Origin of the sequence: Micromonospora fluostatini, from assembly GCF_050410825.1 — a bacterium.
GTDB lineage: Bacteria > Actinomycetota > Actinomycetes > Mycobacteriales > Micromonosporaceae > Micromonospora > Micromonospora rosaria.
The window spans coordinates 2,336,313-2,355,553 of the sequence record NZ_CP191251.1; the positions used below are offsets into that span (position 1 = coordinate 2,336,313).

Here is a 19,241-nt window from a genome sequence, read left to right on the forward strand (position 1 = left end):
GAAAGTTCCCGGGGAAATTTTTCTTCGCTTTACTGAGGACGGTCGACGAGCGGGTGGGAGTCAGGGATGGGTACGGCGGCACAGGACAACAGGACCCTCGTCGAGGCGGTCCGTCGGGGCGACCGCGCCGGTCTGGAGGGCATGTACCGGCGGTACGCCGACCGGCTGTACACGTACGCCCGGGTGATGCTGCGCGAGCCGGAGGCCGCCGCCGACGCCGTCCACGACGCGTTCCTCCTGGCCTCTCAGCGCATCGACCAGCTTCGCGACCCCGACCGGCTCCGGCCCTGGCTGTACGCGATCGTGCGCAGCGAGTGCCTGCGGCACCTGCGGGAGCGGGCCCGCGCCGCGCCGCTGGAGGAGGCCGACGAACCGGTGGCCGAGACCGGCGACCCGGCCAGCGGCGTCAACGCCGACCAGGTACGCGCCCTCGTGCACGCGGCGGCTGCCGCCCTCAACCCCGGCGACCGCGAGGTGGTCCACCTGGCGATCCGTCACGACCTGTCGTCCGCCGAGATCGGGGCGGCCCTCGGGGTGCCCGCCAACCACGCGCACGCCCGGCTGTCCCGGGCCCGCGCCCAGCTCGAACGGGCACTCGGCGCGCTGCTCGTGGCCCGCAGCGAGGGCCGGGACTGCCCGGTCCTGGCCGACCTGCTCGACGGCTGGCAGGGCCGGCTCACCCCGATCCTGCGTAAGCGGGTCTCCCGACACATCGACGGGTGCGCCGGCTGCGCCCTGCTCCGCCGCGACCAGCTCAGCCCGGCGGCCCTGCTCTCCGCGTACACCGCACCGGCGTTCCTCGTCGTCGCCGAGTCGGTGTGGCCGCGCCTGGCCGGCACCGACGGGGCCGTCGGCCCGGTGCCGGACGCCGCCGGTCCCGTGCCGGACGGCCGGGACACGGTCGACCCGCTGGCCACCGACCCGGTCGCCGGCCCGACCGGTGGACGAGCCGGGATCGAGCCGCCGGCAGAGGCGGCGACCGCACCGTCCTCCTCTGCCGAGCCGGTCGGCCCGCCCGACGGCACGGCCCCCTCCGGACCGACCGACGAATCGAAGGACGGCCGGGCCGCCGAACTGAACGACCGCCCGGGAGACGGGCCCCCGGGCCCGGAAGACGGAGCGACCGCCGGGCCAGGAGGCGGGGCGGAAGGTGGTCCCGCAGCGCAGGGCGGCGGGACCGCCGAAGCGCACGGAGCCGGGAATGCCGCAACGGTGGCAGCGGGACCGGGCGAACCGTCCGTCACGGCCGTCACGACAGACGGCGCGACGGCCCGCCGCACGCCCCGGCCGGTGCGCGCGACGGCGGCGGCTACCACGACGCGACCGGCGACGAAGCGCGATCGGCGACGACGGCGGGGGGCCGCGACCGCCGGCCTGCTGGTACTCCTCGCCCTGGCCGGCACCTGGGCGATCGGGCCCGGTCGGCCGACCGCCGAGCAGGTGCCGGCGACGTCCGGCGCACCGGCCGGCGAGCCGGTGGCCCGATCGGCGACCCCGCCGGACACCGGGCCGGCTGCCGGTCCCGTGGACCGGTCGGAGCCAGCGCCCGGCCCGGCCGACGCCAGCGGCACGCCCGCCGTCCCCGGTCCCCCGCCCGGTGCCGTGCCGAGCGACGACGGCTCGGTCCCACCCGGTCCCCTACCGGACGGCGACGGAACGGCCGCCGGGCCGCTCCCGACGGCCACACCGACCACGCGGCCGGGCACGCCCCGACCGACCGCGCCCCGACCGACTGCCACGCCGCAGCTCGCCGCCGCGTTCACGGTGGCGGCGAGCGCGCACGTCCGCTGTGGCGCGGAGACCTACAGCCTGGTCGTCCGGGCCACCGGCAGCGCCGCGTTCGACGACGCGCAGGTGCGCTGGACGCCGGCCGGGGGTGCCCCGTCGAGCCAGGCCATGACGGTGGACGGCTCGTCCGCGCGGGCCACCGTGGGGCGGCTCCGCGCCTCGGCCGTGACCTGGAGCGTACGGGCGACCGCCACCGACGGCCGGACGGCCAGCAGCCCGTCGTACACGGTCACCGATCCGTGCGTCCGACCAGGCTGACAGGTGGATTGGTGGCGACGGCGACCTGACCGTTGACGATCCTGAGTAGACCTTGGAAGGAAACGGCCCCTCCGGGGGCCGAAATCCTCCAAGGTCTTTGCACCGACGGATGCCTGCGGTAGCGCTACCCAGAGGTTGGGTGCACGACGTGGTGGTACTGCACCTCGTACATGTGTCCGGCCTTCACCATCACGGTCGCCTCGATCGGGCGGCGGCCGTCGGCGTAGACGACCCGGAACGTCCGCATGATCGAGATGTCCGGCGGTAGCTCCAGGGTGGTGAACTCCTCGGGGGTCGGCGGGCGCGTCGAGAGCTGGTCGACGAACTCGTGGGGCGTGATCCCCAGGTCGGTGAGGGCGCGCGGCGTGCCGCCCTTGATGCGCCGCGTCTCGGCGAGCGCGGTCCCGCGCGCGATGTCGGCCGGATAGTGGGAGTGCACCAGCTCGGCGGGTTCGTCGTCGAGTCGCATGAGCTGCTTGCGCAGCACCGCCACGTCGCCGTCGCCGAGGCCGAACGCGAGTCGGACCTGGGCGGGTGGGACCACCTCGGCGACGTGCAGCAGGTCGACCGATCCGGTGAGCCCGCGCCGTTCGGCCTCACTGAGCCAGGGGTACGGCTGCCCGGCCGGCGCAGGGGTGATGAAGGCGGCTGGTGTGACGACGTGCTGCGGTCGTTCCCGGACGAACACGCCCTTGCCCGGCGCGCTGTCGGCGTAGCCCTCACGCTTGAGGACGGCGACGGCGTTCTGCACGGTCTGGTTGGGGACGCCGTACTCCTGCTGTAACTGCGCGGTGCTCGGCAGCCTGCTGCCCGGCGGCAGGTCCTTGGAAAGGATCATCGCCCGCAGGTCGGCGGCGATCTGCTGGTGACGGGAACGCGGGTCCTTGCCGGGTCGGGGCATGGTCACGCCCCGGTCTGGTACCGGAGGTGCCGGCCGGCGGCGATCATGGTCATGACGCTGTACTCGAACGGGGTGCCGGCCGCGTCGACCGTGAGCCGGGTGAGCACGATCACCGGGTCCCGCGCGGAGATGCGGAGTTCATGCTGCTCCTCGGGGGTGGGCAGGCGCGCGGTGATGTCGTCCACCGCGCGGTCGGGGGTGTGACCGAGGCTGGCGAGCAGGGTGACGGAGCCCCCGGGGATCTTGGCGCGGTCGGCCAGCGGTGTGCCGGCGGCGATGCCGCTCGGGTAGTAGGAGTCGGTCAGCTCGACGGCACGGCCATCCAGCAGCATCACGCGCCGTCGGAGCACGACAGGCGCGTTCGGCGTCAGGCGCAAGGCGTCGGCGACCTCTGGCGGCGCGGGAATCTCCTCGGCGGCGGTGATGCGCTGGGTGCCCTGCTGACCTGTCGAGGCTGCCTCCTGTGCCCACGTGTCACCGCCACCAGGAGTCACGTAGCGGTCTGACGTGCTGTTCTGCTGCATCTTGCCGGCTCCGTCCCTGGATAGCGAAAGTGCCCCGGCTCCGGCGAGGGAAGTCGAGGCACGTCACGCAGGTCGGGCTAGTTGCTCTTGAGGGAGTCGACGAACGTACGCCAGCCCCGAGGGTCGAAGGCCAGCACGGGGCCAGCCTTGTCCTTGCTGTCCCGGACGGCGACCGCGTCGCGGAGATCCGCCACTTCGACGCACTGGCCGTTGCTCTGGCTCTTGCTGCTCTTGCGCCACGTCGGCTTCACGGCCGTCCCCTCCTTCTTGTTACGCCAGGCTCCTGGCCACCTCGGCCATCAGTTGACGAGACCTCGTTGAGCTGAGGGCCGAGCTGTGCAGGTGTGTGTACGCCAGGGTAACCCGCCGCATGTCCTCCGCCCGCTCCAGATACACGTCACCGGCGAAGCTCTCGACGTAGGCGACCGGGGTGTGCACGTCCTCCGGAAACTCCAGGATGGCGACCGAGCCGAGCATCCCCGGGTGGGCACCCTCGCTGTAGGGCAAGACCTGGATGTCGACGTTGTCGCGCTTGCTCATCTCGACCAGGTGGAGAAGCTGCTCCCGGAGCACCTCGCGCCCGCCCACCTCACGGTGAAGTGCGCTCTCGTCAATGATCGTCCAGAGGTGCAGCAGTGGCTCCTCGGTGAGGCACGCCTGTCGCGCCATGCGTACCTGAAGTCGCTTCTCCCGCTCGGCTGCCGCCTCGGTCATCCGCTGCTGGTCGAAGATGGCTCGGGCGTACCGCTCGGTCTGAAGGAGGCCCGGCACGGCGGCCAGCTCGAAGTTCCGCACCGCCGTCGCGGCGGACTCCAGCCCGATGTACATGCTGTACGGGTTCGGAAGCTGACCGAACTTCGCCCACCAGCCGCGCTCCTTGCCTTGCCGCTGAAGGTCCAGCGCGGTCTCCCGGATGCGGTCGTCGTCAACTCCGTACCGCGTCAGCATCACGATTACGTCGGCCCGGCTGACGCCGACGTCTCCGGACTCGATCTTGTAGACCTTGGATTCCGAGCAGCCCAGCTCTGCCGCGATCTCCTTGTGCGAGATGCGGGATGCTTCGCGGAGTCGGTGCAACTCTCGGCCGAGCTGCCATCGCGCGATCGTCGGGCCGCTTGCCCTCGCCACGTCTACCTCCAGGGTCGTGAACACCGCCAGTTTTCTCCTCTCCACCAGCGAGATCAAGGAAGGCGGGGCGAATCTTCTTCGTCCATGGAAATCTTCCATGGAAGTCTAGACTTCCCGGATATGGTTTGTCACTCTCTGAATGGAAGCGGTTACGTCTCGGGAGGTCCCATGGCTCGGCATGCGAAGCACCGGGTGCATCTGTTGCCACCGACACGACAACAGATGCACCCAACACGCGGCGGCTTGTTGCGAACGCTGTGGCGGTTCAAGCATCGGATGGGGTGCTGGTCGTGAGGGCGCGGCGGATGCCCCACCTGATCCAGCAGGCCTGGTACGTCCTGGAGTACCACCGCCATCACCGCTGCCCGCACTGCACGGACAGCGACTGGTGCCCGGACGTCAGGGTCGCACGTACCCGGATCACGGCATGGCGTCGGTACCGCCGGCAGTAGCCCGACTCAAAGCCGGTGACCTGCTCCACCTCACCCGAGCCGCCAGCGTCCAGTTCGGCACCCCGATCATGTTCCGCCTGATCCGGGTCCTCGATGAGCCGACCTACCACGGGTGGCGGTGGCTCGACGGCTACCAGATCGACCAGCACGGCGACGCGATCGCCCGACGAGAACTCTTCGTCCACCACGCCGGCGTCCGGACACTGTCCCCGCCGAGCAGCCCCGCACCTTCAGCACGGCGAACACACCAGGGGTGGCGATGATCAGACGTACCCGCGAAGACCGCGACCGGCCCACCGGAGCAGAGATCCAGGCCGCCGAGCACGAAGCCGCCAAGCAGCGGATCCTCGCCCAGGCCGAAGCCGAACGGACCCCGCTCGACGACACCACCCATGCCGTACCCGATCGGCAGCGGCGGCGGCAACGATGAACGGCGAACCATCGGTCGGCCGACGAGTGGCCTACTGGCGGACGCGGCGGAGACTGACGCAACAGATGTTCGCCGACCGACTCGGCAAGTCCAAGTCCTGGGTCGACAAGGTCGATCGAGGAGTACGCCGACTCGACAGGTGGTCCGTGCTGCGGGAGGTCGCCGACGCCCTCGACGTCACCCCGGACCTCCTCCTCGGCGAGGCCACCCCGCTCACACCCCACCACCCCGCCGACGAGCAGGCCGCCACCCTCGATCCGGTCCGGGCCGCCCTCACCCGCCACCCCGGACTGCTGCCGCCGCAGGGCTGCGCCCCGGTCGACCCGGACCGGTACCAACTCCGACTCGCCCACGCCGACGCCGCATACCAGCACGCCCGGTACCCGGCGCTGCTGCGGCTGCTGCCCGGCCTGCTCGACGACGCCCACCACCACGACATAACCGCTGACCAGCGCGTCCAGGTGTACCGGCTCACCGCCCAGGTCACCGTCAAGCTGGGCGCGACGGAACTGGCGTGGCTCGCCGCAGACCGGGCCCTGGCCGTCGCCACCGCCACCGACGATCCGATGCTGGGGGCCGTCGCGGCGGTCCCGTTCGGACAGGCGCTGAGGGCCGCCGGCCGCCCCCGCGCCGCCTTCGAGACGGCGATCACCGCCGCGCACCAGGTCGCCCCGCTCACCGACGACCCGGGTACGGCCGCCGAACGTTCAGCCTGCGCGGCGCTGCTCGTCCAGGCCGCAGCCGAACACGGCGACCCGCCGACCGCGCGGGACCTGCTCGACGACGCCATCACGCTGACCGAGCCGGACGAACCGGGACGGGCCGCAGTGGACGCCGCCAAGGTCACCGCCACAGTTGCGCTCGGCGACCACCGGGCCGCCGTCGACCTGCACGAGACCCTGACCGCACAGCCGGGATGGCGGGACCTGCCGATCGAGCACCGGGCCGCGTACCTGCTCGACGTCGCTGGCGCGTACCTGGCGGCCGGCGACCCTCGCGGGGCGTCTCGGGCGCTGCGGGACGCCGACCGGCTCGCCCCGACGGAGGTACGGGTACGACCCGCCGGGCGGGCGGTACTGGCCGACGTGCTGGCCAGGTCCCCCTCCCCGGACCCGCACCTGGTGGCACTCGCCGAAGCCGCCCGGGTGACCGGCGCATGACGACGAAGCCGTGGTGGGGAGGCACGTGACAATCGGTGGGGCGGGATAATCCGGTTTCCGGGCAGGCGCTCGTCTCCTAAAGTCCACCGCATGCGGCTGGAGCGGGTCACTCCGCGAAACTACGAGGCGGCGCTCGCGCTCTCCGTACGTCCGGACCAGCAGGACCTGGTCGCACCGGTGGTCACGTCGCTGGCCGAGGCGTACGTCTTCGCCGACCGGGCTTGGCCGAGGTTGATCTACGACGGTGACCGGCTGGTCGGCTTCCTGATGGCCTTCCTCGACATCCCGTGGAATCCCGACCGGGACCCCGACGATCTGCGCTCCGGTCTCTGGCGGCTGAACGTCGCGGCCGACGCCCAAGGGAAGGGCTACGGTTCGTTCGCCGTGGCCGCCGTCTGCGCGGAGATCGGTGCCCGTGGCGGCACCCGGGCGTACGTCACCTGGGAATCCCGCGCCGGTGGGCCCGAGGAGTTCTACCTGAAGCTGGGTTTCCGGCCGACCGGCGAGCGCAGCGGCGGCCAGATCGTCGGCGTCCGGGATCTTCGAGACCACCGTCAGCCGGACCGCTGACGCGGGCACGGCCGTCGCTTCTCTCGCCCCCGTGGTCGCCGGACCGGCCGCCCGGTCGCCGGCCGGCCGCCACGACGGTGACCGGGGCGACCACCTCGGACAGGTCGGTCTCGCTCGCGCGGGCGGGCTGCTTGTTTCCACGTTGGTGCAAATGTTTCGCAGGCGGGTCGATTCACCGTCAGGCACCACGACAACGGGGCGCCGAAATTGGACAAATTGATCAGCAATCGTCGATGCGCTTGTGACGTGGAACACACTTGCATCGACCTTGGTCGAGGTCCATCCTGATCTGCGAGCATTCCTGATTTCCGGAATTCCCTCTCCTGTTGCATTGGGCCACAACCATCAACAAGGATGCCGGGGCCACGTGGTGAAATCGAAATGCGACATCACTTTGCTGGACGTCACCTTGCGCGACGGCGGCTACGTCAACGGACACAGCTGGACCACGCGGGAGGCCGAGGCGATCGTCCGGGCCGTCGGTGCGGCCGGCGTCCCGTACGTCGAGGTGGGATACCTGCGGGAGGCCCACCAGCCGCACCGGCCCAGCGCCAGTTGTCCCCCCGGCTACCTCGACGCGCTCGCCGCCGTGGCCGACCGTCCACAGCTCACCGTGATGGTCCGACCGGGTGAGGTCCCGGTGTCCCGGATCGCCGAGCTGCCCGGCTGCGGGGTGTCGATGGTACGGGTGCTCGTGCCGAGCGGCGCGGTCGCCACGGCGGCCCCCTACGTCGAGGCGGCCCGCGCCACCGGGCTCGCCGTGGCGACCAACCTGACCCGGGTCAGCGAGCGCAAACAGGACGAGATCGCGGCCGTGATCGCCGCCTGCGTCGAGGCGGGCGCGCACCTGGTGGAGCGACTTTGTCACACGGTGGGAGCGGGCGGTCCGGGACACCGCGCTGGTGCACGTCAACCCGTTCGGCGCCCGGTACGTGGCGGAGAACAAGCTGACCCTGGCCCTCGTCCAGGAGCCCGGCTTCGCCGACCTGTTCACCCCGCAGCAGCGGGCGCTGGTCGACGCGCTGCTGCACGCCCGGCAACGAGATCGCCACGGTCCTGGCCCGGCGGGACAAGGCGGCGATGGTCGAGGCGGCGCGCGCCGCGGGGCTGGCCACCCCCACCGGCCGGGCCTTCGACACGGTAGCCGCCGCGACCGCCTGGTACGCCGCCGCGCTCGGCGGCCCGGCCGTGGTCAAGCCGGTGGACAGCGCCGGTACCGACACGGTGCGGTTCTGCCGGGACGTCGACGAGGTCCGGGCGGCCTGCGCCGAGGTGCTCGCCGCGCGCAACCTGTACCGCGTCCCCAACCGGCGGGTGCTGGTGCAGGAACGCCTCGTCGGGACCGAGTTCTACGTCAACAGCGTCTCCCGCGACGGGACGCACCGCGTCGCCGAGGTGTGGCGATACACCAAGCGGCCCGGTCCGGCGGGCGCCCCGATCTACGACTACGAGGAGCCCGTCGAGCCGGGGTCGGCGTCGGCCGCGCCGATCCGGGACTTCGTCCTCGCCGTCCTCGACGCGGTGGGCGTCCGCTCGTCGGCGGCGCACACCGAGGTCATGCTCACCGACCGGGGGCCGGTGCTGATCGAGACCGGGGCCCGCCTGGGCGGGGCGACGCTGCCCGACGTGGTGGCGAAGCTCTCCGGGGTCTCCCAGACGTCGTTGCAGGTGCAGTGCCTGGTCGACCCGGTCGGGTTCGCCGGCTTCGACGACCGGGCGCCGCGCTGGTCGGCCTCGGTCCGCAACGTCTCGCTGATCAACCCGACCCGGGTCGCCGCCCAGGCGCCCCACTGGTGCGAGCGCCTGCGCGACCTGCCGACGGCGGTGGCGGTCGCCGCGCACGGCGTGCCCGGCGCGGCGTTGCCGCAGACCGTCGACCTGATCAGCGCGCCCGGCTTCCGCTACCTCGCCGCCGAGGACCCGGCGGAGGTGGCGCGGGACTACCGGACGGTGCGCCGGTGGGAGCGCGACGGCCTGTACGGCCGCTGAGGGGGCGTCCGGCGGTCGACGGGCGGGCCGGTGTGGGCGCCGTCCCCCGCCGGTCACCGGCCCGCGCGGGTCGTCGTCGCCGACAGACGAAGCGGTCCGCGTCGATGGCGAAGATCACCGTCCATCGTGCTCGACCGGTCGCCGATCCACTCAGGAAAGGGCTATCCTGGGCGTCCGGGCGGCGCGTCGTCGCGGCCGTCGGGTCACGTCGCCGCACTCCACCCGTGCTCCGGGGGCAGCACCGCCGGTTCCCCGTGGACCGGCTCCGACGTCGGCGTCCGGTCCGGCCGGCGGCGGCCCCGACCAGTCCGATCGCCACGGGGAGTGATGAGGGTGCAGTTCCGGGTACTCGGCTCCGTCGAGATCGTCGACGACTTGGGGCACGTGCACACCCCCAACGGCCGGACCGCCAGCCTGCTCACCGCGCTGCTGGTGCAGCCCGACGTGCCGGTCGACCGGCAGGACCTCGTCCGCGCCCTCTGGCCGGCCGGCAGCCCCGCCTCGGCGGCGGCGAACCTGCGCCAGTACGCCGCCCGGTGCCGTCAGCTGCTCAACGCGTGCGCCGACGGATTCGGCTACCGGCTGCGGTCCGCGCCGGCCGGCTACCGGCTGCACGTGCGGCGCGACGAACTCGACCTGACCCTCTTCGAGGACCGCGCGGAGCAGGGCCGGCAGGCCGCCGTCCGGGGCGACCTCGAGCAGGCCCGCGACCACCTGGAGGCCGCCCTGGGCCTGTGGCGCGGCCGGCTGGGTCAGGGCGCCACCCTCGGCATGGAGATCGAGCACCGGGCCCTGTACTGGGACGAACTGCGCCTGGGCGCGCACCACCTGCTCGCCCAGACCCGGCTGGGTCTGGGCGAGTACCAGCAGGCCGTCGCCGAGCTGCGACCGCTGCTGTCGGCCCACCCCTTCCGGGAGGAGTTCGCCGGGATGCTCATGCTGGCGTTGTACCGCTCCTACCGCAAGGGAGAGGCGCTGCGCATCTACAGCCAGACCCGGCGACGGTTCGTCGAGAGCCTCGGCCTGGAACCGACGAAGGACCTCCAGCACCTCCAGCAGGGCATCCTCGCGGAGAACCTGCCGTTGGACGATCGCGGTTTCTCCTGGCTGCGGCAACCGTCCACCGACCCCGCCTGAGCACGGAGCGGCCACGCCGGCACGGCGCACCGGTGCCGGGCGCGACGGTCACCGGCCGCCCCGGTGATCACGTACCCGCTGGTGGGGCCGGGGCCGGGGCCGGCGGCGCGGGCGGGCCGGCCGCCGGACCCGGCGTGACCCGGTACGCCGGCCGGGCCCACGCCACCCCCAGCTCGGAGAAGAGGGCACCGGCGGCCACCGCGGCCCGGATCGCGTCGACGACCCCGGTGAGCACCTGACCGTCGCCGTCGGGATGCGGGCTCAGGTGCCGGCGGGGCACCAGCACCGGCTCCGGGGCCGCGTGCAGGACGCCGAGCAGGTCCACCACGGGTGCGGTGACCGGCAGCGGGGCCAGCAACGGCACCGTGCGGTCACGGCGGTGGGCGACGAGGTTCTCCAGCATCGTGACCCGGCCGGTGACGGTGCGGAACTCCGAATCGCCGGGGAGCTTCAGCCGGTCGGTCGGGAACTCCAGCCGGGCGGTGCCCCGGTCCCCGTGCACCGCCAGGTCGCCGTAGACGAAGTCGGCGGCGCAGACCGAGACGGCCACCAGGATCCGGACCCCGGTGCTGAGGGTCAGCCGCAGGCAGGCGGTGTCCTCCACCTCGATGTCGCGGGTCCGGTACCGCTCCAGTTCGACGAGGTCGATCCGGTACGGGCCGCCGACCCGCTCCGCCACGGCCAGGCACTGCATCACGGCGTGGGCGAACTGGTTGCCCAGCGCGCCGTCGGCGGTGGCCACCCCGTCGACCTCGCGCCGCCCGGCCCAGGATGAGCGCCGGTAGTACGCGTCCGGACGCCACCAGGCGCCGGCCACCGACACGAGCGCCGGGGTGCCGAGAGCCCCCCGCGCCGCGGCGGCGCCCAGCCGGGCCAGGGCCGGTGACGCCAGGGACTGGAAGTTCACCTGGCAGGCCACGCCGGTGCGGGCCAGGGTGGCGGCCAGGACGGCGTACTCGTCCGGGCTGACCACCGGCGGCTTCTCCAGCAACAGGTCGCGGCCGGACTCGACGACCGCCCGGGCGATCGGCAGGTGGGTGTGCGGCGGAGTGCAGACCACGACGATCTCGGCGTCGCTCTCCCGCAGCAGGCGGCGGTAATCGTCGAAGACGGCCACCCCGTCCAGCGGCGCGTCCGCCTCCGGGGCGACGGGCCGCCGGTTCGCCACCGCGACCAGCCGGGCGAGGCCCCGCTCCCGCAGCGACGCGATCGCGCGCCGGTGCCGCAGACCGTGCCCGAGCGCGCCGACCAGCGCGACGCGGGTCGGGTCGGGCGGGCTCGCCGGGACCCGGATCCCGGAGTCACCCGTTCGGAGGAGTTCCACGAGTCACTCCGGTGGGAATGGACGAACAGTGAATGGCGGAAATCGATCCTACGATGATGTCGGCGACGCCTTCAAGCAGCCCCGGACACCACGTCATCACCCTTCGGCGGGCCCGCATAATCGGCGCATAACGCGGCGCTCCCGCGCGCATATCCGCGCAATTTCCGAGGGCCGGTGGTCGAAATACTGATATAGAGTCCCGCCGAAACCGTCCGGGTCGTGGCGGGCCGACCGGTGACGCGCGACGGCCGGTGGCGTCGACAGGGGGTGCAGCGATGGCGGTACGCACCGGGCCACGCGTCGCCGTGGTGGGCGGGGGCGTCTTCGGGGTCACCGCCGCCCTGCACCTCGCCCGCGCCGGCTGCGCCGTCACCCTGTACGAGCAGGGCGCGGACCTGCTGCTCGGGGCCAGCAACGTCAACCAGCGCCGGCTGCACCGTGGTTACCACTACCCGCGCAGCCCGGAGACCGCCCGTGAGGTCGTCGAGGGCGTCCGGACCTTCGTGGAGGAGTATTCCGAGGCGGTCGTGGCCGACCAGCGCCACTACATGGCGATCGCGCGCACGGGCAGCCTGACCACCGCCGAGCAGTACCTGCGTTTCTGCGACGAGGTGGGCCTGGAATACCGGGAGGAGCAGCCGTCCTTTCTGCGCCGCCGGTCGGTCGAGGTGTCGCTGCGCGTGCGGGAGTACGGACTCGACGTCGACACGCTGCGCCGGATCTGCTGGCGGCGGCTGCGCCGCGCCGGGGTGAACGTCCGGCTGCGGCACCGGGTCGCCCTGGCCGACCTGCGCGACCACGACCGCGTCACGCTCGCCGCCTACGCCGGGCTCAACCACCTGGCCCGTAGCATTCCCGGGCAGGGTGACGAGTACCAGTTCGAGGTCTGCGAGAAGCCGGTGGTGCGCCTGCCCGCGCCGTACCGGGGCACCAGCGTCGTGGTGCTCGACGGCCCGTTCCTGTCCGTCGACCCGTTGGCGAACACGGACCTCTTCCTGGTCGGCAACGTCACGCACGCGATCCACGCGACGACGGTCGGGGTCCTGCCGCTGGTCCCCCGGGCCGTGGCCGGCCTGCTGGACAACGGCGTGCATCCGCCCCCGGCGCACAGCAGGTTCCGCGCCTTCGTGGCCGCCGGCCGGGAGTTCTTCGTGGGATTCGAGCAGGCGCGGCACGACGGTTCGATGTTCACCGTCCGCAGTGTGCTGCCGTACCTGGACCGGACCGACGCCCGGCCGACGCTGGTGCGGCAGCTCGACGAGCGTACCGTCTCGATCTTCTCCGGCAAGATCGCGACCTGCGTCGACGCGGCCCGGCAGGCGGTCCGGCTGGTGACCGGCGACGGCCCGGCCGCCCCGGGCCGACCACCGTCGAGCCCGGGACCGGTCGGGTTCCCGGCCGCCCCGGCCGGCCCCGGAGCCGCCGGCCGGGTCGCCCTCGCTACCGGCGGAACGGCCCCGTGATGGCGAACGTCGTCCCGGGCTCGTAGCAGTTGACGTACATCGTCCGCCGGTCGTCCGAGAAGCAGACCCCGGCGAACTCGCCGTACTCGGGCGAGGCCCCGGTGCCGATGTTCTGCCGGTTCCGGGCGAACAGGTACGGCTCACCGTCCACGGTGGTGCCCATGAGGTAGCTGTCCCCCACCCCGTCCTGGCAGAGCATCAGGCCCCCGAACGGCGTCATGCAGATGTTGTCCGGGGTCTTGAACAGATCCGTGTACGGGTCGCCGTGGAAGATCACCACCAGGGTCAGCGCCCCGGTCGACGGCTGGTACCGCCACACCTGACCCAGGTGGTCCCCGGCCGAGCCGTACGAGCGCAGCGCGAAGGAGGAGACGAAGTACGCCGCGCCGTCGGTGCCCCACCAGGCGCCCTCCAGCTTCTGGGCGTGGGTGACGCCCCGGGGGCCGTAGTCCTGCAGGCGCACCGGCTCGGTGGTCGCCAGCGGGTCCGGCACGTCGACCCACTGCACGCCCCGGAAGGTGGTGCCGGGCTCCTGGACGGCGGAGAGGTCGGCCACCCCGGGCACCCGCATCACCTGCAACCGTCCACCGGCGCGCAGGCTGCCGTACCCGCCGAGGGGCCGGCGCGGCAGGAAGCGGTAGAAGCAGCCGTGCTTGTCCCCACCGAAGGAGTCCTCGGTCTCGTACACCACGCCGGTGCGGGGGTCGACGCAGACCGCCTCGTGCGCGAACCGGCCCATCGCCGTGAGCGGGGTCGGGTCCTCGTCGCGGGCGGGCCGGAACGGGTCGACCTCGAAGATCCAGCCGTGGTCCCTCTCGTGGCCCCCCTCGCCCCGGCGGACCTCGGACTCCTCACAGGACAGCCAGGTCCGCCAGGGCGTCAGCCCACCGGCGCAGTTGGTCGACGTCCCGCCGAGGTTGATCCGCTGCTCGACGCGGTGCGCGCCGACGACCAGGGTGCTGACCCCGCCACCGGCTCCCGGGCCCGGGTCGAAGGTCAGCGCCCGGGGGGCGACGACCGGCGCGGAGTCCGGCTCCCAGATCTCGTGGTTGCGCACGAGCCGGACCTCGCGGCCGGTTCCCGCGAACGCGGCCATCCCGTCGAAGTTGCCGGCGACGGCGCCGCCGGGGATCGGATCGCCCTCCCGGGACAGCACCGTGTACCGGAAGCCGCGCGGCAGGTCCAACAGACCGGCCGGGTCCGGTACGAGGTCGCCGTACCCGCCCCGACCGGCGGCCAGGGTGGGGTCCGCCGTGAAGAGCGCGTCGACCGCGCCCGACAGGGCGACCCCCATCCCCACCAGACCCGACTGCGCCAGGAGACGTCGACGATCGAGAGTCAATGCCTGCTCCTTCGTTCGAGAGGCGGCCCATAGTAGCTGATCAATCCTGCGGCCGTCCCGGCGCGCGTACCCGTCCACCGGGCCCGGCGCGGCCGCCTCCGGTGGGTCCCCAGCGGCGCCGGCAGGCGGAGCAGAACTGTTAACACTCTTGACAATTTCGGGTGCTATCGACAGAGTTCGCTAGAAGAGAGCGCTCTCTCTGGCGCTCGTCGCTTCCTCGTACCGGGAGGATGACCATGCCTCGACCACTGCGCGCGCTCGGCACCGCCGTCGCCGCCCTCCTGCTCGTCGGCCTCTCCCCGGCGCCCGGCCACGCCGCCGGCACTCCGGGTGGGGCCCCCGCCGACGACCCGGCCGCGGTCACGGGACTCGCCCCGCAGGTGGCCGACGCCCTCCGCCGTGACCTGGGCCTGACCACCCGGCAGGTCAGCGACCGCCTGCGCGTCGAGGCCGCCGCGCCCACCGTCGAGAAGCACCTGCGCGCCCGGCTCGGCGCCGCCTTCGCCGGCGCGTGGATCCCGTCGAGCGGCCACCGGCTGACCGTGGCGGTCACCGACCCGGCGCTCGTGTCCACCGTCCGTGCCGCCGGGGCCGACGCCACCGTCGTCGCCCGGCCCGAGGCGGCCCTCGCCGCCGGCAAGGCGGCCCTCGACCGGCACCGCGCGCGGGCCGACCCGCAGCGGCTGCACGGCTGGTACGTCGACGTCCCCGGCAACAGCGTCGTCGTGACGGCCGCACCGGGCGCCGCCGCCGAGGCCCGCGCGTTCGCCGCCGCGAGCGGCGTCGCCCCCGACGCCGTCCGCGTCGTCGAGTCCACCGACGCGCCGCGCACGCTCTACGACATCCGCGGTGGCGACCAGTACGTCATCAACGGCAACACGCTGTGCTCCGTCGGCTTCGCCGTCGCCGGTGGTTTCGTCACCGCCGGCCACTGCGGCGGGGTGGGCAGCCCGACGCTCGGGTACAACAACGTCGCCCAGGGCACGGTGGCCGGCTCGTCCTTCCCCGGCAACGACTACGGCTGGGTCCGCACCACCAGCACCTGGACGCCCCGGCCCTGGGTCAACAACCACTCCGGCGGCACCGTCTCCGTGGCCGGCTCGCGGGACGCGGCGATCGGCAGCTCGGTCTGCCGCTCCGGCCGTACCACCGGGTGGCGCTGCGGCACGATCCTCGGCCGCAACGAGACCGTCAACTACCAGCAGGGCGCGGTGTCCGGCCTGACCCGCAGCAACGCCTGCGCCCAGGGCGGCGACTCCGGCGGGGCGTGGATCAGCGGCGACCAGGCGCAGGGCGTCACCTCCGGCGGGTCCGGCAACTGCTCCACCGGCGGCACCACCTGGTACCAGCCGGTGAACGAGATCCTCGGCGCCTACGGACTGTCGCTGACCACCACCGGCGGCGGCAGCACCAGCCGGGTCATCAGCACCTGGAACAACAAGTGCATCGACGTGCCGAACTCCAACTTCTCCGACGGCGTGCCGCTGCAGATGTGGAACTGCAACGGCACCAACGCGCAGGCCTGGACCTTCACCGGCGGCACCCTGCGCACCCAGAACAACAAGTGCATGGACGTGGCGTGGGGGTCGACCGCCAACGGCGCGGTGATCCAGATCGCCAACTGCAGCGGCAACCCGGCCCAGCAGTTCGTCCTCTCCGCCGCCGGTGACCTGGTCAACCCGCAGGCCAACAAGTGCGTCGACATCGTCGAGTGGAACGGGTCCGACGGCGCCCGCCTCCAGTTGTGGGACTGCGCCGGCACCGCCAACCAGAAGTGGCGGCGCGGCTGACGGCCGAGCCGCCCGCGCCCACCCCTCGCGCAAGGAGAACCCCGTGCACGGAACAACACCGGTCCGCCGGGCGCTCGCCCTGGCCACGGCCGCACTGACCACCCTCACCCTCACCCTCGTCGGCCCCGGCCAGGCCGAGCCCGCCCAGGCGGCGATCGGCGGCATCACCTGGCAGGACGAGTTCAACGCACCCGCCGGCACGCCCGTCGACCAGAGCAAGTGGCGGTTCGACATCGGCGGTGGCGGCTGGGGCAACAACGAGCGGCAGTACTACACCAACAGCACCAGCAACGCCGTGCACGACGGGCAGGGCAACCTCGTCATCACGGCGCGCCGGGAGAACCCGAACAACTACCAGTGCCACTACGGCCGGTGCGAGTACACCTCGGCGCGGCTGTTGACCGCCCAGACCTTCACCCAGACGTACGGGCGCTTCGAGGCGCGCATCAAGATTCCCCGGGGACAGGGCATCTGGCCGGCCTTCTGGATGCTCGGCAACGACATCGGCAGCGTCGGCTGGCCCAACTCCGGCGAGATCGACATCATGGAGAACATCGGCCGGGAGCCCACCACCGTGCACGGCACCATCCACGGCCCCGGCTACTCGGGCGGCGGCGGCATCACCGGCAGCCGGACCGTCGGCGCGCCGCTCGCCGACGGCTTCCACACCTACCGGGTGGACTGGGAGCCGAACTCGATCATCTGGTTCCTCGACGGCGTGGAGTTCTTCCGGGTCGACCCGAGCCGGCTCGGCGGCAACCGCTGGGTCTTCGACCACCCGTTCTTCATGATCCTGAACGTGGCCGTCGGCGGGAACTGGCCGGGCTACCCCGACGCCTCCACCCAGTTCCCGCAGCAGATGCTGGTGGACTACGTCCGGGTGTCCAGCTACGTGCCCGGCGGCAACACCGGCACCACCCGGCTGCGGCAGGCCCACAGCGGCCGGTGCGTCGACATCCCCAGCGCCAACCCGGTCGACGGCGCGAAGCTGCAGATCTGGGACTGCAACACCACCGCCGCGCAGCAGTGGACGTTCGCCTCCGACGGCACGGTCCGGGCGATGGGCAAGTGCATGGACCCGGCCTGGGCCGGCACCGCCAACGGCACCGAGGTCAACCTCGTCACCTGCAACGGTAACCCGGTGCAGCGCTTCACCCTCTCCCCCGCCGGTGACCTGGTGAACATCAGTGCCAACCGGTGCGTCGACGTCCGGGACCGGGCCACCGGCAACGGCGGCAAGCTCCACCTGTGGGACTGCACGGGCCACGCGAGCCAGAAGTGGTCCCGCTACTGACCGTCGCTCCGTCCGGGCCGGCCGCCACCACCGGGGCCGGCCCGGCACCCGCTCTCCCGCACCGGCCGGCGGTTCGCCACACTCCGTGGCCATACGTCACCCTATAGTGGGCGGATGATCACGGTATCGCCGGAGCACGCAGGCGTTTCCCGGCCCGAGGTCCATCAGGTCCGGGACCTCGCGGAGTCCTTCGGCGTCGACGCGGCGCGCTACGACCGGACCCGGCCCCGCTACCCCGACGCCCTGGTGGAGCGGATCCGCGCCGCCAGCCCCGGGCCCGAGTTCGTGGACGTCGGCTGCGGCACCGGCATCGCGGCCCGCCAGTTCCAGGCGGCCGGCTGCACGGTCCTCGGTGTCGAGCCCGACCCACGGATGGCCGACGTCGCCCGCCGTGGCGGGGTCGAGGTCGAGACGGCGACCGTCGAGAGCTGGGCACCCGCCGGGCGTACCTTCGACGCGGTCGTCGCCGGGACGGCCTGGCACTGGGTCGACCCGGCCGCCGGTGCGGCCAAGGCCGGCGAGGTCCTCCGCCCCGGCGGGCTGCTCGCGCCCTTCTGGCACGTGTTCCAGCTCCCGCCGGCCGTGGCGGCCACCCTCGCCGCCGCGTACCAGCGGGTGGCCCCCGACGCGCCGTTGACCTTCCACGCGGACCGGCAGGGCCTGGCCGCCTACCAGCCGTTGTTCACCGGCGCCGCCGAGGGGATCCGCGCGGCGGGCGGATTCGGTGAGCCGACACAGTGGCACGTCGACTGGGACCAGCCCTACACCCGCGACGAGTTGCTGGAGATGCTCGCCACCCACGGCCAGTTCACCGCCCTCGCGCCGGAGGCGGTGGCGCAGGTCCTGGCGGAGGTCGGCGCGGCCGTCGACGCGCGGGGCGGCAGCCTGACGGTGCGCTACACCACCGTGGCCGTCACCGCGGTACGGCAGTCCCCTCGACCCGACCCGAGGGGCTGACAGGGCACTCAGGACCGCCCGCGACACCGGCCACGCCCCGGCCGCCGCCGGGAAGCACCCCGACCGGGGCGCACTCGGCGACACGGACACCCCGGGCCACACCGATCCGGTGGGGAGTGCCACCTGCTCGGCCATGCCGCCCGGGGTCCGCGCCCTCTACGCTCGGGTCCGCGCCCGGTGTCCACGGGGCCGGCGGGAAGGCGGCCGGCTCGTCGGCCCACGTGGTGAGCCCCGCTCACCACGGCGGGGCGGAGGATCGGGCGACCGGAGGGCAGCATGGTAGGCACGACCGGTCCGCGGGGCCTGACAGCCCCGCGAGCGGACCAGCGCCGCGGCGGTACGGCGGCCACGGTCGGCGCGATCGTCGCCGTGGTCGTGCTCGCCGCGCTCGCCGTGCTCGTCGTCCTGGTCGGGATGTTCCTGCCGATGGCCGCCGCCGGCTGCGGCACCGGCAACGTCGTCGACGAACCGCTGATCTGCGGCACCCTCGGTCAACTGGTGGTGCTCACCGCCCCGGTGGGCGGCGCCGCGCTGGGGGTGCTCGTCGCGCTGGCCGGCTTCATCCCGTTCCCCCTGCGCCACCGGCGCGCGATCTTCATCGGCGTCGGCTACCTGATCACACTCGGCGGCCTGGGGCTGGGCTTCCTGGTCTCGTTCACCGGCTGACCCGGCCGCCCGGCGGCGGTCGGGCGGCCCCGGCGAGCCCGGGTCATCATGGTGCAGCACGAGTGTCG

General features: G+C 73.0%; 19 protein-coding genes. 12 read left to right on the forward strand and 7 right to left on the reverse strand.

What is annotated here, in order from left to right; genetic code table 11:
* The first annotated feature begins 66 nt into the window (after positions 1 to 66).
* Complete coding sequence (locus ACQUFX_RS10050) at positions 67 to 2,046, forward strand: sigma-70 family RNA polymerase sigma factor (protein WP_428965729.1); 1,980 nt, start codon at positions 67 to 69, stop codon at positions 2,044 to 2,046.
* A 124-nt stretch (positions 2,047 to 2,170) separates the two neighbouring features.
* On the opposite strand, the gene ACQUFX_RS10055 is transcribed toward ACQUFX_RS10050, so the two are convergent.
* The 5 genes from ACQUFX_RS10055 to ACQUFX_RS10075 all read right to left on the reverse strand — a co-directional run bounded on the left by ACQUFX_RS10055 (position 2,171) and on the right by ACQUFX_RS10075 (position 5,239).
* Positions 2,171 to 2,947, reverse strand: a complete 777-nt coding sequence (locus ACQUFX_RS10055; RefSeq protein ID WP_428966923.1) for a GntR family transcriptional regulator — start codon at positions 2,945 to 2,947, stop codon at positions 2,171 to 2,173.
* 2 nt (positions 2,948 to 2,949) lie between these two features.
* Positions 2,950 to 3,471 (reverse strand): GntR family transcriptional regulator, encoded by a 522-nt coding sequence (locus ACQUFX_RS10060; RefSeq protein ID WP_428965730.1) that lies wholly within the window; start codon positions 3,469 to 3,471, stop codon positions 2,950 to 2,952.
* Positions 3,472 to 3,548: 77 nt separating this feature from the next.
* Positions 3,549 to 3,722, reverse strand: coding sequence for a DUF397 domain-containing protein (locus ACQUFX_RS10065; RefSeq protein ID WP_428965731.1), 174 nt, complete (start codon positions 3,720 to 3,722; stop codon positions 3,549 to 3,551).
* 19 nt (positions 3,723 to 3,741) lie between these two features.
* The gene (locus tag ACQUFX_RS10070) at positions 3,742 to 4,656 is read right to left on the reverse strand and encodes a helix-turn-helix domain-containing protein (protein WP_428965732.1); all 915 of its coding nucleotides are present in this window, start codon (positions 4,654 to 4,656) and stop codon (positions 3,742 to 3,744) included.
* 298 nt (positions 4,657 to 4,954) lie between these two features.
* Positions 4,955 to 5,239 (reverse strand): hypothetical protein, encoded by a 285-nt coding sequence (locus ACQUFX_RS10075; protein ID WP_428965733.1) that lies wholly within the window; start codon positions 5,237 to 5,239, stop codon positions 4,955 to 4,957.
* A gap of 71 nt (positions 5,240 to 5,310) precedes the next feature.
* Between ACQUFX_RS10075 and ACQUFX_RS10080 the strand changes: the two genes are divergently transcribed.
* The 6 genes from ACQUFX_RS10080 (at position 5,311) to ACQUFX_RS10105 (ending at position 10,337) form a co-directional block, all read left to right on the forward strand.
* Complete coding sequence (locus ACQUFX_RS10080) at positions 5,311 to 5,481, forward strand: hypothetical protein (protein ID WP_428965734.1); 171 nt, start codon at positions 5,311 to 5,313, stop codon at positions 5,479 to 5,481.
* Positions 5,478 to 6,641, forward strand: coding sequence for a helix-turn-helix domain-containing protein (locus ACQUFX_RS10085; RefSeq protein ID WP_428965735.1), 1,164 nt, complete (start codon positions 5,478 to 5,480; stop codon positions 6,639 to 6,641). Before ACQUFX_RS10080 ends, ACQUFX_RS10085 begins: the two co-directional genes overlap by 4 nt.
* A 90-nt stretch (positions 6,642 to 6,731) precedes the next feature.
* Positions 6,732 to 7,211, forward strand: coding sequence for a GNAT family N-acetyltransferase (locus ACQUFX_RS10090; RefSeq protein WP_428965736.1), 480 nt, complete (start codon positions 6,732 to 6,734; stop codon positions 7,209 to 7,211).
* Between the two features lie 370 nt (positions 7,212 to 7,581).
* A complete protein-coding gene (locus ACQUFX_RS10095) occupies positions 7,582 to 8,355 on the forward strand; it encodes a beta/alpha barrel domain-containing protein (protein WP_428966924.1) in 774 nt (257 codons plus the stop codon).
* Positions 8,292 to 9,200: an ATP-grasp domain-containing protein gene (locus tag ACQUFX_RS10100; protein ID WP_428965737.1), complete on the forward strand. Its 909-nt coding sequence runs from the start codon at positions 8,292 to 8,294 to the stop codon at positions 9,198 to 9,200. Before ACQUFX_RS10095 ends, ACQUFX_RS10100 begins: the two co-directional genes overlap by 64 nt.
* Positions 9,201 to 9,527: 327 nt before the next feature.
* Entirely contained in the window at positions 9,528 to 10,337 is an 810-nt protein-coding gene (locus ACQUFX_RS10105; RefSeq protein WP_428965738.1) for an AfsR/SARP family transcriptional regulator, read from the forward strand.
* A gap of 67 nt (positions 10,338 to 10,404) precedes the next feature.
* Here ACQUFX_RS10105 and ACQUFX_RS10110 read toward each other — a convergent pair whose 3' ends face one another.
* Positions 10,405 to 11,661, reverse strand: a complete 1,257-nt coding sequence (locus ACQUFX_RS10110) for a Gfo/Idh/MocA family protein (protein WP_428965739.1) — start codon at positions 11,659 to 11,661, stop codon at positions 10,405 to 10,407.
* A 275-nt stretch (positions 11,662 to 11,936) separates the two neighbouring features.
* On the opposite strand from ACQUFX_RS10110, the gene ACQUFX_RS10115 reads away from it, so the two are divergent.
* Positions 11,937 to 13,124: an FAD-dependent oxidoreductase gene (locus tag ACQUFX_RS10115; protein WP_428965740.1), complete on the forward strand. Its 1,188-nt coding sequence runs from the start codon at positions 11,937 to 11,939 to the stop codon at positions 13,122 to 13,124.
* Here ACQUFX_RS10115 and ACQUFX_RS10120 read toward each other — a convergent pair.
* Positions 13,102 to 14,466 (reverse strand): alkaline phosphatase PhoX, encoded by a 1,365-nt coding sequence (locus ACQUFX_RS10120; RefSeq protein ID WP_428965741.1) that lies wholly within the window; start codon positions 14,464 to 14,466, stop codon positions 13,102 to 13,104. The two genes, ACQUFX_RS10115 and ACQUFX_RS10120, sit on opposite strands and share 23 nt — an antisense overlap.
* Before the next feature lie 236 nt (positions 14,467 to 14,702).
* Between ACQUFX_RS10120 and ACQUFX_RS10125 the strand changes: the two genes are divergently transcribed.
* The 4 genes from ACQUFX_RS10125 to ACQUFX_RS10140 all read left to right on the forward strand — a co-directional run bounded on the left by ACQUFX_RS10125 (position 14,703) and on the right by ACQUFX_RS10140 (position 19,173).
* Positions 14,703 to 16,256, forward strand: a complete 1,554-nt coding sequence (locus ACQUFX_RS10125; RefSeq protein ID WP_428965742.1) for a ricin-type beta-trefoil lectin domain protein — start codon at positions 14,703 to 14,705, stop codon at positions 16,254 to 16,256.
* Between the two features lie 43 nt (positions 16,257 to 16,299).
* Complete coding sequence (locus ACQUFX_RS10130) at positions 16,300 to 17,550, forward strand: family 16 glycosylhydrolase (RefSeq protein ID WP_428965743.1); 1,251 nt, start codon at positions 16,300 to 16,302, stop codon at positions 17,548 to 17,550.
* Between the two features lie 114 nt (positions 17,551 to 17,664).
* The gene (locus ACQUFX_RS10135; RefSeq protein ID WP_428965744.1) at positions 17,665 to 18,507 is read left to right on the forward strand and encodes a class I SAM-dependent methyltransferase; all 843 of its coding nucleotides are present in this window, start codon (positions 17,665 to 17,667) and stop codon (positions 18,505 to 18,507) included.
* A 276-nt stretch (positions 18,508 to 18,783) separates the two neighbouring features.
* Positions 18,784 to 19,173, forward strand: coding sequence for a hypothetical protein (locus ACQUFX_RS10140; protein WP_428965745.1), 390 nt, complete (start codon positions 18,784 to 18,786; stop codon positions 19,171 to 19,173).
* Positions 19,174 to 19,241 lie beyond the last annotated feature (68 nt).

Bases quoted from the DNA above. Each gene is read 5' to 3' on its own strand.
- ACQUFX_RS10100 (WP_428965737.1), top strand. From the start codon at position 8,292: ATGGTCGAGGCGGCGCGCGCCGCGGGGCTGGCCACCCCCACCGGCCGG.
- ACQUFX_RS10140 (WP_428965745.1), top strand. From the start codon at position 18,784: ATGGTAGGCACGACCGGTCCGCGGGGCCTGACAGCCCCGCGAGCGGAC.
- ACQUFX_RS10050 (WP_428965729.1), top strand. From the start codon at position 67: ATGGGTACGGCGGCACAGGACAACAGGACCCTCGTCGAGGCGGTCCGT.
- ACQUFX_RS10080 (WP_428965734.1), top strand. From the start codon at position 5,311: ATGATCAGACGTACCCGCGAAGACCGCGACCGGCCCACCGGAGCAGAG.
- ACQUFX_RS10055 (WP_428966923.1), bottom strand. From the start codon at position 2,947: ATGCCCCGACCCGGCAAGGACCCGCGTTCCCGTCACCAGCAGATCGCC.
- ACQUFX_RS10115 (WP_428965740.1), top strand. From the start codon at position 11,937: ATGGCGGTACGCACCGGGCCACGCGTCGCCGTGGTGGGCGGGGGCGTC.
- ACQUFX_RS10085 (WP_428965735.1), top strand. From the start codon at position 5,478: ATGAACGGCGAACCATCGGTCGGCCGACGAGTGGCCTACTGGCGGACG.
- ACQUFX_RS10090 (WP_428965736.1), top strand. From the start codon at position 6,732: ATGCGGCTGGAGCGGGTCACTCCGCGAAACTACGAGGCGGCGCTCGCG.
- ACQUFX_RS10060 (WP_428965730.1), bottom strand. From the start codon at position 3,471: ATGCAGCAGAACAGCACGTCAGACCGCTACGTGACTCCTGGTGGCGGT.
- ACQUFX_RS10135 (WP_428965744.1), top strand. From the start codon at position 17,665: ATGATCACGGTATCGCCGGAGCACGCAGGCGTTTCCCGGCCCGAGGTC.
- ACQUFX_RS10125 (WP_428965742.1), top strand. From the start codon at position 14,703: ATGCCTCGACCACTGCGCGCGCTCGGCACCGCCGTCGCCGCCCTCCTG.
- ACQUFX_RS10105 (WP_428965738.1), top strand. From the start codon at position 9,528: ATGAGGGTGCAGTTCCGGGTACTCGGCTCCGTCGAGATCGTCGACGAC.